Source organism: Bacillus sp. LK2 (genome assembly GCF_001043575.1).
GTDB lineage: Bacteria > Bacillota > Bacilli > Bacillales > Bacillaceae_G > Bacillus_A > Bacillus_A paramycoides.
Genome location: NZ_LDUK01000014.1, coordinates 1 through 13993, shown reverse-complemented (window position 1 = coordinate 13993; position 13993 = coordinate 1). Strand labels below are relative to the sequence as shown.

At 36.7% G+C, this 13993-nt stretch carries 16 protein-coding genes; all 16 read left to right on the top strand.

What is annotated here, in order from left to right:
• The first annotated feature begins 118 nt into the window (after positions 1–118).
• The 16 genes from dnaJ to recO all read left to right on the top strand — a co-directional run bounded on the left by dnaJ (position 119) and on the right by recO (position 13870).
• Positions 119–1219: a chaperone protein DnaJ gene (gene dnaJ, locus VK90_RS09305; RefSeq protein WP_002173508.1), complete on the top strand. Its 1101-nt coding sequence runs from the start codon at positions 119–121 to the stop codon at positions 1217–1219.
• Between the two features lie 28 nt (positions 1220–1247).
• A complete protein-coding gene (prmA, locus tag VK90_RS09300) occupies positions 1248–2186 on the top strand; it encodes a 50S ribosomal protein L11 methyltransferase (protein WP_048372242.1) in 939 nt (312 codons plus the stop codon).
• A 145-nt stretch (positions 2187–2331) separates the two neighbouring features.
• Positions 2332–3081, top strand: coding sequence for a 16S rRNA (uracil(1498)-N(3))-methyltransferase (locus tag VK90_RS09295; RefSeq protein ID WP_048372240.1), 750 nt, complete (start codon positions 2332–2334; stop codon positions 3079–3081).
• A gap of 6 nt (positions 3082–3087) precedes the next feature.
• Positions 3088–4440, top strand: a complete 1353-nt coding sequence (gene mtaB / locus VK90_RS09290) for a tRNA (N(6)-L-threonylcarbamoyladenosine(37)-C(2))-methylthiotransferase MtaB (protein ID WP_002173505.1) — start codon at positions 3088–3090, stop codon at positions 4438–4440.
• A gap of 346 nt (positions 4441–4786) precedes the next feature.
• Positions 4787–4960 (top strand): 30S ribosomal protein S21, encoded by a 174-nt coding sequence (gene rpsU / locus VK90_RS09285; protein ID WP_000048061.1) that lies wholly within the window; start codon positions 4787–4789, stop codon positions 4958–4960.
• 15 nt (positions 4961–4975) lie between these two features.
• A complete protein-coding gene (locus VK90_RS09280; RefSeq protein WP_002173504.1) occupies positions 4976–5419 on the top strand; it encodes a GatB/YqeY domain-containing protein in 444 nt (147 codons plus the stop codon).
• A 109-nt stretch (positions 5420–5528) separates the two neighbouring features.
• Entirely contained in the window at positions 5529–5822 is a 294-nt protein-coding gene (yqfC, locus tag VK90_RS09275) for a sporulation protein YqfC (protein ID WP_002088680.1), read from the top strand.
• Positions 5823–6053: 231 nt separating this feature from the next.
• On the top strand, positions 6054–7253 hold the full coding sequence (gene yqfD, locus VK90_RS09270) for a sporulation protein YqfD (protein WP_048372238.1): 1200 nt from the start codon (positions 6054–6056) through the stop codon (positions 7251–7253).
• Between the two features lie 3 nt (positions 7254–7256).
• Positions 7257–8216, top strand: coding sequence for a PhoH family protein (locus tag VK90_RS09265; protein ID WP_002173502.1), 960 nt, complete (start codon positions 7257–7259; stop codon positions 8214–8216).
• A gap of 196 nt (positions 8217–8412) precedes the next feature.
• The gene (locus VK90_RS09260; protein ID WP_048372237.1) at positions 8413–10569 is read left to right on the top strand and encodes an HD family phosphohydrolase; all 2157 of its coding nucleotides are present in this window, start codon (positions 8413–8415) and stop codon (positions 10567–10569) included.
• Positions 10553–11023, top strand: a complete 471-nt coding sequence (gene ybeY / locus VK90_RS09255; RefSeq protein ID WP_002088675.1) for an rRNA maturation RNase YbeY — start codon at positions 10553–10555, stop codon at positions 11021–11023. Before VK90_RS09260 ends, ybeY begins: the two co-directional genes overlap by 17 nt.
• Positions 11020–11373, top strand: coding sequence for a diacylglycerol kinase family protein (locus tag VK90_RS09250; protein WP_002173500.1), 354 nt, complete (start codon positions 11020–11022; stop codon positions 11371–11373). Before ybeY ends, VK90_RS09250 begins: the two co-directional genes overlap by 4 nt.
• Positions 11374–11473: 100 nt before the next feature.
• Complete coding sequence (locus tag VK90_RS09245; protein ID WP_002173499.1) at positions 11474–11872, top strand: cytidine deaminase; 399 nt, start codon at positions 11474–11476, stop codon at positions 11870–11872.
• Positions 11865–12770: a GTPase Era gene (gene era, locus VK90_RS09240; RefSeq protein WP_001080234.1), complete on the top strand. Its 906-nt coding sequence runs from the start codon at positions 11865–11867 to the stop codon at positions 12768–12770. The genes VK90_RS09245 and era overlap by 8 nt, the downstream gene beginning before the upstream one ends.
• Before the next feature lie 176 nt (positions 12771–12946).
• Complete coding sequence (locus VK90_RS27600) at positions 12947–13090, top strand: YqzL family protein (RefSeq protein ID WP_000883924.1); 144 nt, start codon at positions 12947–12949, stop codon at positions 13088–13090.
• Positions 13091–13123: 33 nt separating this feature from the next.
• Complete coding sequence (recO, locus tag VK90_RS09235) at positions 13124–13870, top strand: DNA repair protein RecO (protein ID WP_002173498.1); 747 nt, start codon at positions 13124–13126, stop codon at positions 13868–13870.
• Positions 13871–13993 lie beyond the last annotated feature (123 nt).

The window sequence follows — 13993 nt, the reverse complement described above, 5'->3', positions numbered from 1 at the left end:
CTTGAGAAGGTCTTAAGTTTTGAACTTTGCATATTGTAAGTGAGGAAACTTTGTTGCAAAGCACTTTCTTTCGATGTTAAAATTACGTTTATGTGAAAGATTCGGGGGTTACAAATTTATGAATAAACGAGACTATTATGAGGTCCTTGGTCTTAGCAAGGGCGCTTCTAAAGATGAAATTAAAAAAGCGTATCGTCGTTTGGCTAAAAAGTACCATCCAGACGTAAGTAAAGAAGAAAATGCAATTGACAAGTTTAAAGAAGTACAAGAAGCATATGAAGTATTAAGTGATGATCAAAAACGCGCACAGTACGATCAATTTGGTCACGCTGGTCCAAATCAAGGTTTCGGTGGTGGAGACTTTGGTGGAGGTTTCGGTTTTGAAGATATCTTTAGTTCATTCTTTGGTGGTGGCGGCAGACGTCGTGATCCAAATGCTCCGCGTCAAGGTGCTGATTTACAATATCAAGTTACTTTAGAGTTTGAAGAAGCAATTTTTGGTAAAGAATTAAACGTTGAGATTCCAGTAGAAGATCCATGTGATACTTGCCACGGTAGTGGAGCGAAGCCGGGAACTTCAAAAGAAACATGTAAACATTGTTCAGGAACAGGTCAAATAAGTGTAGAACAAAATACACCATTTGGCCGTATTGTAAACCGTCAAGCGTGTAACCATTGCTCAGGAACAGGTCAAATGATTAAAGAGAAATGTACGACATGCCATGGTTCTGGTAAAGTACGTAAACGCAAAAAAATTAATGTGAAAATTCCAGCTGGTATTGATAATGGTCAACAAATTCGCGTGTCTGGTAAAGGCGAAGCAGGTGTGAATGGTGGGCCGGCAGGTGACTTATATGTTGTTGTTCATGTGAGAAATCATGAATTCTTCGAACGTGATGGCGATCATATTATTTGTGAAATGCCATTGACATTCGCACAAGTAGCGCTTGGTGCTGAAGTAGAAGTACCTACAGTTCACGGGAAAGTGAAGTTGAAAATTCCAGCAGGAACACAAACAGGAACGGAATTCCGTCTAAAAGGAAAAGGAGCTCCGAATGTACGTGGATATGGCCAAGGAGATCAATACGTAGTGGTTCGTGTCGTTGTACCGACGAAATTAACTTCGCATCAAAAAGAATTATTGCGTGAGTTCGCAGGTCAGGAAAATCAAGATGATAGCTTATTCGGAAAGCTTAAACGTGCTTTCAAAGGGGAATAATGGAAATAAAAAATGGAGTTGGTAAATTGTGAAATGGTCAGAAATTAGTATTCATACAACAGAAGAAGCAGTAGAAGCTGTCTCTCATATTTTGCACGAAGCAGGCGCTAGCGGGGTTGCAATTGAGGATCCGGCTGAGTTAACGAAAGAGCGTGAGCAACAATACGGTGAGATTTATGCACTTAACCCAGATGAATACCCAAGTGAGGGTGTCTTGGTGAAAGCATATTTCCCACAAACGGATTCTTTACACGAAACGGTTGCAAGTGTAAAATCATCTATTGATGCGCTACCATCTTTCGACATCGAAATTGGTACAGGAAACATTACAATTAATGAAGTCGATGAGGAAGATTGGGCTACTGCTTGGAAGAAATATTATCATCCAGTTCAAATTTCTGATACATTCACAATTGTGCCGACGTGGGAAGAATATACACCGTCTTCTCCAGATGAAAAAATTATTGAATTAGATCCAGGTATGGCGTTTGGTACAGGGACACATCCAACAACAACGATGTGTATTCGTGCGTTAGAAAAAACGGTTCAGCCAGGTGATACTGTGATTGATGTGGGGACAGGTTCGGGGGTACTTAGTATTGCAGCAGCAAAATTAGGTGCGGCTTCTGTTCAAGCGTATGATTTAGACCCAGTTGCAGTTGAAAGTGCAGAGATGAATGTGCGCTTAAATAAAACAGATGACATTGTCAATGTTGGACAGAATAGTCTATTAGAAGGTATTGAAGGTCCGGTTGATTTAATCGTAGCAAATTTATTAGCGGAAATTATTCTTCTATTCCCTGAAGATGCAGCGAGAGTTGTGAAGCCAGGTGGATTATTTATTACATCTGGTATTATTGCGGCGAAAGAAAAAGTAATTTCTGAGGCGTTAGAAAAAGCTGGATTTACAATTGAAGAAGTGCTACGAATGGAAGATTGGGTAGCAATTATTGCACGAAATGCGTAATATAGATTTTAGTCTATAAAGAACAGGGGAGTCTCTCACTATATAAGGTGAGGGACTTGCCGTTTGTTATATGAAAATGATAACGTTTCGTTCTTTTCGTAAGTGCTGACTTACGAAAGGAACGAAACTCTACTAAGGTGATTATATGCAACGTTATTTTGTAGAAGAGAAATATGTAAATGAGACAAGTATTCGCATAATGGGTGATGATGTCCATCACATCGCAAGAGTGATGCGTATGTCAGCTGGTGACCACATTTATTGTTGTGTAAATGGTAAAACAGCAGAATGTTCAATTGCTGAAATTACCAGTGAATTTGTGGATACCGCTATTGTAGAATGGGTAGAGGCGTCAAGCGAACTTCCTGTGTTCGTGACGATTGCAAGTGGACTGCCGAAAGGAGACAAGCTAGAGTTAATTTTTCAAAAAGGAACTGAGCTTGGGGCAGCTGCATTTTTACCTTTTCAAGCATCTCGCTCTATTGTAAAATGGGATGCGAAAAAAGCAGATAAAAAAGTTGAGCGTTTGAAAAAGATTGTGAAAGAAGCTGCGGAACAATCACATAGAAGTGAAATTCCAGAAGTGCATGCTCCTGCATCATTTAAGCAATTACTTGCAATGAGTAGTGAGTATGATAGTTGTCTTGTTGCGTATGAAGAGGAAGCAAAACAAGGTGAGAAATCTAATTTTGCGAAAGCTTTAGCGACGATTAAACCGGGTCAAAAGCTGTTAATTGTATTTGGACCAGAAGGCGGTTTAGCGGAGGAAGAGATTACTGCACTTCGTGAACATAAATTTGTACCATGTAGTTTAGGACCAAGAATTTTAAGAACAGAAACGGCTCCGCTTTATGCGTTAAGTGCCGCTTCTTATCATTTTGAATTGATGGGGTGATAATCAATGGCAACTGTTGCGTTCCACACGTTAGGTTGTAAAGTAAACCACTATGAAACAGAAGCGATTTGGCAATTGTTTAAACAAGGTGGTTATGAAAGAACTGAATATGAAAAGAAATCTGATGTATATGTTATTAATACATGTACAGTAACAAATACTGGAGATAAAAAAAGCCGTCAAGTAATTAGACGTGCTGTACGTCAAAATCCAGATGCGGTAATTTGTGTAACTGGATGTTATGCACAAACATCTCCAGCTGAAATCATGGCAATTCCAGGTGTAGATATTGTTGTTGGTACGCAAGATCGTGAGAAAATGTTAGGATACATCGAAGAGTTCCGTAAAGAGCGTCAACCAATTAATGCTGTCCGCAATATTATGAAAACACGTGTATACGAAGAGCTTGATGTACCATATTTCACGGACCGTACACGTGCATCTTTAAAAATACAAGAAGGTTGCAATAACTTCTGTACATTTTGCATCATTCCTTGGGCGCGTGGTTTAATGCGTTCTCGTGATGGAAAAGAAGTTATTAAACAAGCACAGCAATTAGTAGATGCAGGTTATAAAGAAATCGTATTAACAGGTATTCATACAGGTGGATACGGTGAAGATATAAAAGATTATAACTTAGCTGGACTACTTCGTGATATGGAAGCAGAAGTAGGCGGATTGAAACGTCTTCGTATTTCTTCTATTGAAGCGAGTCAAATTTCAGATGAAGTAATTGAAGTGCTAGATAAATCTGAAGTAGTTGTACGTCACTTGCATATTCCACTGCAATCAGGATCTAATACTGTATTAAAACGTATGCGTCGTAAGTATACGATGGAATTTTTCCAAGAGCGTTTAGATCGTTTGAAAGAGGCGCTACCAGGTCTTGCGATTACATCAGATGTAATCGTTGGATTCCCAGGTGAAACAGAAGAAGAATTCATGGAAACGTACAATTTCATTAAAGAGAATCGTTTCTCTGAATTACACGTTTTCCCTTATTCAAAACGTACAGGTACACCAGCAGCACGTATGGAAGATCAAGTTCCTGAAGATGTGAAGAACGATCGTGTTCATCGTCTAATTGAGCTATCTAATCAATTAGCGAAAGAGTATGCTTCTGGGTTTGAAGGTGAAGTACTTGAAATTATTCCGGAAGAGACATTTAAAGATGGTGACCGTGAAGGGTTATATGTAGGTTATACAGATAACTACTTAAAAATTGTGTTTGAAGGATCTGAAGAATTAATTGGTAAGTTAGTAAAAGTGAAGATTACAAAAGCTGGTTATCCATATAACGAAGCGCAGTTTGTTCGTGTTCTTGAAGATGATGTGAAAAAAGAATCAGCAAGCGCATAATAAAAAGCATGCAAACAAAAAGGGTTTGCATGCTTTTTCCGTTTGTGGAGAAGTTAAGTATTGAAAGAGGGTGTAATGGATTGCTCGTTAACTGAGTATTTTTTAGCAGTTCTCTGTATAAAAATAATTTAGTGATAAAAATATATTTATTTTTAAGGGAAAGAGATAACAGCTATCTACATAGTTTTTGAAAAAGGAAGAGCATCTCTTCTTCTTTTATTCTGCCAAATAGTTGACCTGAAGTGATAAAATGTATTATAATCGTAAAAGACATGCTGAAGAAGTGTTTCTTTTTGCATGCTGAAGTTAGTATGTAAGTGTGATGTTTCGGAGGGAGGGAAAGAGAATGTCAAAAACAGTCGTTCGTAAAAACGAGTCTTTGGAGGATGCACTTCGCCGTTTTAAAAGATCGGTTTCTAAAACTGGTACACTTGCTGAAGCAAGAAAGCGCGAGTTTTATGAAAAACCAAGTGTAAAACGTAAGAAGAAATCTGAAGCGGCAAGAAAGCGTAAATTCTAAGAGAGGGTGTAAGTTATGAGTCTTCTCGGTCGTTTAAACGATGATATGAAACAAGCGATGAAGAATAAACAAAAAGAAAAATTAACCGTCATTCGTATGGTTAAGGCTGCTTTACAAAATGAAGGTATTAAACTGCAACATACTCTTACTGAAGAAGAGGAATTAACAGTTTTAGCTCGTGAAGTAAAACAGTATAAGGACTCCCTCCTTGAATTTAAAAAAGCTGGTCGTGAAGACCTTGTTGATAAACTGCAAAGTGAAATTCAGATTTTAAGCGCATATTTGCCGGAGCAATTAACAGAAGAAGAATTAGCTGATTTAATTAAGCAAGTTATTTCTGAAGTTGGTGCTACTTCTAAAGCAGATATGGGTAAAGTGATGACTGCTATTATGCCGAAAGTAAAAGGTAAAACAGACGGATCACTAGTGAATAAGCTGGTTATACAGCTATTAGCATAAAAAAACGTCTCATTTCGTATGAGACGTTTTTTTATGCTTTTTTTCAGTTTGGACGTGATATTACAAGCTCTTTTTTCATACATATGGGATGAGAGGGGGTCTTTTGGAGATGAAGAAATTAGAACAAATGAAGAATTGGTTAACGAAGCAAATAGACCTGCCAGTGGATGTGTTAATGGATCTACCTCGGATCACGCTTGTTGGGCAAGTGCATATCTATATAGAAAATCATCGAGGATTATTAGTGTTTTCAGATAAAGAGGTAAGATTGCTATTAAAACATGGTCAATTATTAATTAAAGGTCAATCCTTTGTTATTAAAACAATCCTTCCAGAAGAACTTTTACTTGAAGGGATAATTGAACAAGTGACATTTTTAGAAAATGAAAAGAAAGAGGAGTGAGGGGAAACTTCCGTTTGTGAAGTTTTTCTTCCTTATCCCCATTAACAGGTAGTAATCCAATCTTAATATTCAGTTCATACAAAGAAAATGCCCGATTAGTGAGGGGATAATTAGTGGGGATGAAACCCTCGCTGATTAAAGTTCCGCTTTATTTCATTTTAGTACGAGCTATTTTGATACTTAGAGTGAAAGGTATTGTATCTACTTTTAGAAAGGTAGTGGAGATAGTCGATGAAAAATAAATGGTTTATAAAGTGGCTTGGGTATGTAAAGGTACGGATTGAAGGTAGAGGGGCGGAACGCTTTGTTAACGAGTGTGTTCGTAGAAAATTATTAGTTTGGGATGTAAAGAAGATTGCAGATGAAACGTTAGTTTTTTGCATGTTATTACGAGATGTGAAAAAAATAAAACCAATCTATAGAAAAAATGAGTGCAAATTATATTTTATTGGACGTTACGGTTTTCCTTTTTGGAATAAGCGTTTAATTAAAAATAGTGGATTTTTAATTGGTTTTTTAATGTTTTTTTTCGGAATGATTGCATTATCGAATATGGTATGGAAAATCGAAATTACAGGAGCAAAACCTGAAACAGAATATATATTGATAAAAGAATTGGACAAAATGGGTATTAAAAAAGGGAAATTACAGTTCCAAATGCCTAATGTAGAAGATGTTCAACGTCATTTAACGGATAATATTAATGCGATTACTTGGGCAGGATTGGAAATAAGAGGGACAACATATCATTTTAAAATTGTTGAAAAAAATGAACCGAAAAAAGAAAAGGAACAACAGCCACAAAACTTAGTGGCAAAAAAAGAAGCGACTATTACAAAAACGTTTGTGGAAGTTGGAAAACCAGTCGTTATGAAAAATGACCATGTAGAAAAGGGGCAACTTCTCGTATCAGGGGTGTATGGTAATGAGGAGAATCCAACAGTTGTTTCGGCTAAAGGTATTGTATATGGAGAGACGTGGTACAAATCTGAGGTGGATGTACCGTTAAAGACACAATTTCATGTGTATACGGGTAATTCGTATAATGAATATTTTCTTAAATTTGGGAGTGCTAAAATAAAAATTTGGGGATTTAAACATGATAAGTATAAGCGCTCTCGTACTGAAAGTGTAAAACATGATGTGAAATTATTTGGTTTTACATTACCAATTGCATACGAAAAAGATATTGTGCGAGAAGAGGAAGAAGCGAACCGAGAATATACTGAAAAGCAAGCGATGAAAGTAGCAAAAGAGATGGCAGAAAAAGAACTAAAGAAAAAATTGGATGAACATGCTATGATTGTAAGTGATAAGATTTTGAGTCAAGAGGTTGAGGTGGATCACCTAAAGGTCACATTACATTATACAGTGATTGAAAATATTGCAGAGCCACAACCAATATCTGAATCCGATATTCAAGGAGACTGAGTAATGGCAGAACAATTAGTAGAAATGAACCAACAATTGGAAAATCCCAACGAGGCAATCGCTCTTTTTGGGGTAAATGATGCTCATTTAAAAGTAATTGAACGAGAACTTAGTGTATCGATTGTGACTAGAGGAGAGTCTGTTCGTGTATCTGGCGCAGATGAAACTGTGGCGCTCGTAGAAAAAATCTTACAACAGTTACTTGTTGTTATCCGTAAAGGTGTGTCAATTTCGGAAAGAGATGTTGCGTATGCAATTCAGCTTGGGCAACAAGGAAAAATCGCTCAATTCGAAGAACTATATGAAGAGGAAATTTTTAAAACAGCAAAAGGAAAATCCATTCGTGTGAAAACGATGGGACAAAGACGATATATTCATGCAATGAAAAAGAATGATATTGTATTTGGAATAGGACCTGCTGGGACAGGAAAAACATACTTGGCTGTAGTAATGGCTGTGAGAGCGTTAAAGCAAGGGTATGTAAAGAAAATTATTTTAACAAGACCTGCTGTAGAAGCTGGGGAGAGTCTAGGGTTTTTACCGGGTGATTTGAAAGAAAAAGTAGATCCGTATTTACGTCCACTATATGATGCATTGCACGATATTCTTGGACAAGAATATACACAGCGTATGATGGAGCGAGGTGTAATTGAAATTGCACCCCTTGCTTATATGAGAGGGCGTACTCTTGATGATTCATTTGTTATATTAGATGAGGCGCAAAATACAACTGGTGCCCAAATAAAAATGTTTTTAACACGATTAGGTTTTACTTCTAAAATGGTTATTACTGGAGATCCTTCACAGGTAGACTTGCCAAAAGGGGTAAAATCAGGTCTTTCTATTGCTGCTAATGTTTTGTCTGGTGTATCAGGTCTTTCGTTCATTACACTGGAACAAACAGACGTTGTGAGACACCCGTTAGTGCAACGTATTATTGAGGCATATGATAAAATGGAATGATCCTATTTGTCAGGATCATTTCTTTTTGTATGATAAGGTTGGCGAACGGCATATTTTTTACTATCATTAAAGACGAGGGAAATAAACTATAGGTGATGTTGTATAAAAATGTTGCCCCAAAAAGCATCATTGGCTAGAAGAGATGAAAGTATGAATAGTTTCACTTTATTTCTGGAGAGGAGAAGGTATTGAAATCATGTCAAGATCTCAAGAAATTTCTAAGTGGTTTCGTAATTTACAACATTCGAAAAAACTAAGTTGGATTTCTTACGTTTTATTAGGAGCGGTACTGTTTTTTGCACTTATGAATAATGTGAAACCAGAGCAATTAGATGTTGAAATATACTCTATTGCAAAAAAAACAATCCACTCTCCTATTAAAATTGAAGATAAAGTTACAACGGAAAAAAAGAAAAAAGATGCCGCTACAAAAGTTGAAGATCAGTATACATATAGAAGTGAGCTTAAACAAAATAAAGTGGATATTGTTAATGATGTTTTTGCTAAGGTAGATGAAGTGGTACAAGAGATTAAAGCTATTGGGCCAGATGAGCAAAAAAAGATTACTGATGCTGATAAAGTGGACAAGTTGAAAAAGAAATTACCTGTCGATTTAACAAAAGATTTATCTGATTCAAACTTACTAAACTTGATTAACGCAGATTCAAGCCAATTGGTATTAGCGAAAGATGCAGCAGTCACAGCCATTAATAGTATAATGACTATGCATATTAAAATGGACGAATTGAAGGACGCAAAAGAGCGGTATGTAAGTGAGATGAATAGTGTTAATGTCGATAGTGGTCTAAAAGAGGCTGTTAAGGCACTAGGGAAATATGCAATTTCAGCGAATTATTTTTATGATCCGACTTTAACAAAAGAGAAGAGAAAAGCAGAGGAAGATTTAGTTGCACCTGTTTATATCCTTCAAGGACAAGTTCTTGTTAGGGAAGGAGAAACGATTTCAAGTGATATGTATAATCAGTTGAAATTAGTTGGGTTGCTAGAGAAAGGTAATACCTTCCAACCTTATGTTGGTTTGGCGGTGCTCATTTGTGTGTTGCTATACTTTATGCATAAGCAGTTTGAAGTATTTTTACAGCGAAAAAGAGAAGATAGGCCGTATGTCTTAGCATACATCACAATTCTGTCTATCACGATTGTTTTAATGAAAATCATTAGTTTATTTCAAAAGCTTGACTATGCGGGGATTGCGTATGTGGTTCCGGTCGCGATGGGGACGATACTTGTAAAATTAATGATTGGTGATCGATTTGTATTTTTAACAAGTATGATTTTTTCTGTGTGCGGAAGTATTATGTTTAATGAAGGTGTAACGAGTACACTGAATTATAGTGTAGGTATTTATGTTTTATTAAGTTCATTATCGGTTAGCATCTTCTTGAGAGAAAAAAATCGTCGTACGATGATTTTACAAGCTGGTATACTCGTTTCTGTATTAAATGTAGTCGTATTGGCGGCTTTGCTACTATTGCGAAATGGGAACTTTTCGCCTCTTGAAATTGGTATGCAATTATTAATGGCTGCAGTTTCAGGGATTATCTCTTCTGTTCTAGCTATGGGGATTTTACCGTATTTAGAAAGTGGACTCGGAATTGTATCGAGTATGAAATTAATGGAACTTTCAAGTCCGAATCACCCGCTCCTGCGTAAAATCTTATTAGAAGCACCGGGTACGTATCACCATAGTGTAATGGTAGCGAATCTGTCTGAAGCTGCTTGTGAAGCGGTTGGAGCAAATGGAGTGTTAGCGCGTGTAGGGGCATATTATCATGATGTAGGAAAGACCGTACAACCGCAGTTTTTTATTGAAAACCAGATGGGAATTAAAAACCCGCATGATAAATTAGATCCTGTAACGAGTAAAGATATTATCATTGCTCATGTAACTGATGGGGTGAGGATGTTGGAAGAGTATCATATTCCCCAAGAAATTGTTGATATTGCCGGACAGCATCACGGTACAACGTTGCTTAAATATTTTTACTATAAAGCGATTAAAGAGGATAAAGAGAAATATAAGGAAGAGATGTTCCGCTATCCAGGATCAAAAGCAACATCTAAAGAGTCGGCAATTGTTGGTATTGCTGATAGTGTAGAAGCGGCGGTACGTTCGATGAATCATCCAACGCCAGATCAAATTAATAATTTAGTGCAAAGTATTATTAGAGATCGTTTGCAAGATGGGCAATTTAGTGAATGTGATTTGACATTTAAAGAATTACAAATTGTTGGTAAAACGTTATGTGAAACATTAAATGGTATTTTCCATTCTCGTATTACATATCCGGAACTGCCGGAAGAAAGGAGAAAGAATGAGTTTATTAATTGATTTTATTGATGAAACAGAAGAAGTGAAAGACGAATATATAAGTTTGATTCGAGGATTGGTAGAGAAAGCAGCCCAAATGGAAAATATAGAAGAAGGAGCAGAATTATCGGTTACGTTTGTAGATAATGAACGTATTCGCGAAATTAACCGCGACTACCGAGATAAGGATCAGCCTACAGACGTTATTTCTTTTGCAATGGAAGAAATGGGAGAAGGCGAAATGGAAATCGTCGGTGCAGAGATGCCACGTATGTTAGGGGATCTTATTATTTCTATTCCAAGAGCAAAAGAACAAGCTGAGGAATATGGACATTCTTTTGATCGTGAACTCGGGTTTTTAGCGTTACATGGCTTTTTACATTTGCTTGGTTATGATCACATGACAGAAGAGGATGAAAAAGAAATGTTTGGAAGACAAAAAGAAATTTTAGAGGCATTTGGATTAGGACGATGAAAAAAGGAAAACTTATAAATAGTTTTGGATATGCTATAGCTGGCATATACTTTTGTCTTCGTCATGAACGAAATATGAAAATTCACTATTTGGCCGCAGTCATTGTTATATGCTGCGGCTTTTATTTCCATATTACAAAAACAGAATGGATCATATTACTTATTGTGATTGGGATTGTAATAAGTTTAGAGATGGTGAATACGGCTATTGAAAAAACAGTAGACTTAGCAACCGCTGATATTCATCCGTTTGCAAAAATTGCAAAGGATGTTGCAGCGGGAGCGGTTTTATTGTTTGCAATTATAGCTGTTGTAATTGGTGCTATTATCTTTTTACCGTATATGGTATAGTTGGCATTCCAAAGCTTTTATTAAGCTTTGGGAGCGCCGTGAAGGCCTTTAATGAAAGAATGTATCTATTCACATCTGTGAACGGAAAGGATGCGGGAATATGAATAGCAAACAATTAATTCAAGAAGCAACCGAAGCGCGTAAACAAGCGTACGTACCATATTCTAAATTTCAAGTAGGTGCAGCTTTACTAACTAAAGATGGAAAAATATATCGTGGATGTAATGTTGAAAATGCATCATATGGTTTATGTAACTGTGCAGAAAGAACAGCTTTATTTAAGGCGATTTCTGAAGGGGATAAGGAGTTTGTAGCTATTGCAGTCGTAGCGGATACAAAGCGCCCAGTACCTCCTTGTGGAGCATGTCGACAAGTTATGGTAGAATTATGTAAACAGGATACGAAAGTATACTTATCAAACTTACATGGTGACGTTCAAGAGACAACAGTCGGAGAATTGTTACCAGGAGCATTTTTAGCGGAGGATTTACATGAATAGAAAAGGTTATAAATCAGGTTTTGTCTCTATTATCGGCAGACCGAATGTTGGGAAATCTACATTTTTAAATCGTATTATCGGCCAGAAGATTGCCATTATGAGCGACAAGCCACAAACAACTCGTAATAAAATTCAAGGTGTATATACAGAAAATGATTCACAAGTGATTTTCATTGATACACCAGGAATACATAAACCTAAACATAAACTAGGTGACTTCATGGTGAAGATGGCTCAAACGACATTGAAAGAAGTTGATATTGTTCTGTTTATGGTCAATGCAACTGAAGGATTTGGTCGTGGTGAGGAATTCATTATTGAGAAATTACAAGAAACGAAACAACCGGTATTTTTGGTAATTAATAAAATTGACCAAGTTCATCCAGAGCAATTATTAGAGTTAATTGATCAATACCGTAAGCTACATGAGTTTGCAGAGATTGTACCAATTTCTGCATTAGACGGTAATAATGTGGAAGCGTTAATTGGAGCAATTAAAAAGTATTTACCAGAAGGACCACAATACTACCCAGATAATCAAGTAACGGATCATCCAGAGCGATTTATTATTGCAGAGCTTATTCGTGAAAAAGTATTACATTTAACACGTGAAGAAGTGCCGCATTCTGTAGCTGTTGTTATTGATGCAATTCAAAAACGTGAAGGCGGGGCAGTTTATATAAATGCAACGATTGTTGTTGAACGCGCATCACAAAAAGGAATTATTATCGGTAAGCAAGGGAAGATGTTAAAAGAAGTCGGTAAGCGAGCTCGCTTTGACATTGAAGCACTTCTCGGTTCTAAAGTATTTTTAGAAGTATGGGTAAAAGTGCAAAAAGATTGGCGCAATAAAATGTCACAGCTGCGTGACCTTGGTTTCCGTGAAGACGAATATTAATATGAAGTAAAGTTGCGATCAGTGGATGTTTTGTTCATCCACTGATTATTGGTTTTCATAAACCTTGATAAATTAGGAAAAATTTTTCTCACATGAAAATGAACAAAATGGGTCAATTTAATAACAACAAAAGAAATTGGTTTATAGGCTACGCTTATTGAGAAAGGTGGATTCTTATGCTAGATTTTACCTGGAAGTTTTTCTCCAAAACAGGAAGCATTGAAACGTATTTGCTTTTGAAAGAAATGGAAAAAGACGTAAACGATGAGATGGATCAACATGAAGAGGAGTTAGCGCATTTAGATTCTCCAATTTCTTGACCCGTTTTGTTCAAACCTTGGATGGTGACGAACATGTTTCAAAAAGTTGAGGGCATTGTTATCCGTACGACAGATTACGGAGAAACGAACAAGATTGTTACAATATTCTCACGGGAATTTGGTAAGGTAAGTGCAATGGCAAGAGGGGCGAAAAAACCGAAAAGTCGGTTAGCAGCTATTTCGCAACTTATGACACATGGTCATTTTCTTATTCAAATGGGATCTGGACTTGGAACTTTGCAACAAGGCGAGATTATTTCATCTATGAAAGAAATTCGTGAGGATATATTTTTAACTGCTTATGCATCATTTATTATTGAATTAACTGATAAAGCAACAGAAGATAAGAAGCATAATCCGTATTTATTTGAAATGTTATATCAAACGTTGCATTATATGTGTGAGGGTGTTGACCCAGAGGTATTATCGTTAATTTATCAAACGAAAATGCTTCCGGTATTAGGGATGCGCCCGTATTTTGATACATGTGCTATTTGTCATCAAGCAACAGATTTTGTCGCCTTCTCTGTCCGAGAAGGTGGTTTTCTGTGCTCGCGTCATGCGGAGCAAGATCCGTATCGTATCCCGGTGGGAGAGGCTGTTCATAAATTATTACGTCTCTTTTTTCACTTCGATCTACACCGGCTCGGTAATGTATCGGTGAAGGATAGTACAAAAAAACAAATGCGCACAGTATTGAATACATATTATGATGAATATTGTGGGATTTATTTGAAATCAAGGCGTTTCCTAGAACAACTTGATAAGTTTCAGATATAATTAGGGCCGTATACGGTCCTTTTTACATACTTTCTTTTTCGAATAGCATATTTAGTATATAATATTTAAGAGATAGTATAACTTTTTTCGTTGTGCATTAAAGACCAACTATGAAATGTCAAG

Bases quoted from the DNA above. Each gene is read 5' to 3' on its own strand.
- VK90_RS09295 (WP_048372240.1), top strand. From the start codon at position 2,332: ATGCAACGTTATTTTGTAGAAGAGAAATATGTAAATGAGACAAGTATT.
- yqfD (WP_048372238.1), top strand. From the start codon at position 6,054: ATGAAAAATAAATGGTTTATAAAGTGGCTTGGGTATGTAAAGGTACGG.
- VK90_RS09265 (WP_002173502.1), top strand. From the start codon at position 7,257: ATGGCAGAACAATTAGTAGAAATGAACCAACAATTGGAAAATCCCAAC.
- recO (WP_002173498.1), top strand. From the start codon at position 13,124: ATGTTTCAAAAAGTTGAGGGCATTGTTATCCGTACGACAGATTACGGA.
- era (WP_001080234.1), top strand. From the start codon at position 11,865: ATGAATAGAAAAGGTTATAAATCAGGTTTTGTCTCTATTATCGGCAGA.
- VK90_RS09250 (WP_002173500.1), top strand. From the start codon at position 11,020: ATGAAAAAAGGAAAACTTATAAATAGTTTTGGATATGCTATAGCTGGC.
- dnaJ (WP_002173508.1), top strand. From the start codon at position 119: ATGAATAAACGAGACTATTATGAGGTCCTTGGTCTTAGCAAGGGCGCT.
- VK90_RS09280 (WP_002173504.1), top strand. From the start codon at position 4,976: ATGAGTCTTCTCGGTCGTTTAAACGATGATATGAAACAAGCGATGAAG.
- VK90_RS09245 (WP_002173499.1), top strand. From the start codon at position 11,474: ATGAATAGCAAACAATTAATTCAAGAAGCAACCGAAGCGCGTAAACAA.
- rpsU (WP_000048061.1), top strand. From the start codon at position 4,787: ATGTCAAAAACAGTCGTTCGTAAAAACGAGTCTTTGGAGGATGCACTT.
- VK90_RS27600 (WP_000883924.1), top strand. From the start codon at position 12,947: ATGCTAGATTTTACCTGGAAGTTTTTCTCCAAAACAGGAAGCATTGAA.
- VK90_RS09260 (WP_048372237.1), top strand. From the start codon at position 8,413: ATGTCAAGATCTCAAGAAATTTCTAAGTGGTTTCGTAATTTACAACAT.
- ybeY (WP_002088675.1), top strand. From the start codon at position 10,553: ATGAGTTTATTAATTGATTTTATTGATGAAACAGAAGAAGTGAAAGAC.
- yqfC (WP_002088680.1), top strand. From the start codon at position 5,529: ATGAAGAAATTAGAACAAATGAAGAATTGGTTAACGAAGCAAATAGAC.
- mtaB (WP_002173505.1), top strand. From the start codon at position 3,088: ATGGCAACTGTTGCGTTCCACACGTTAGGTTGTAAAGTAAACCACTAT.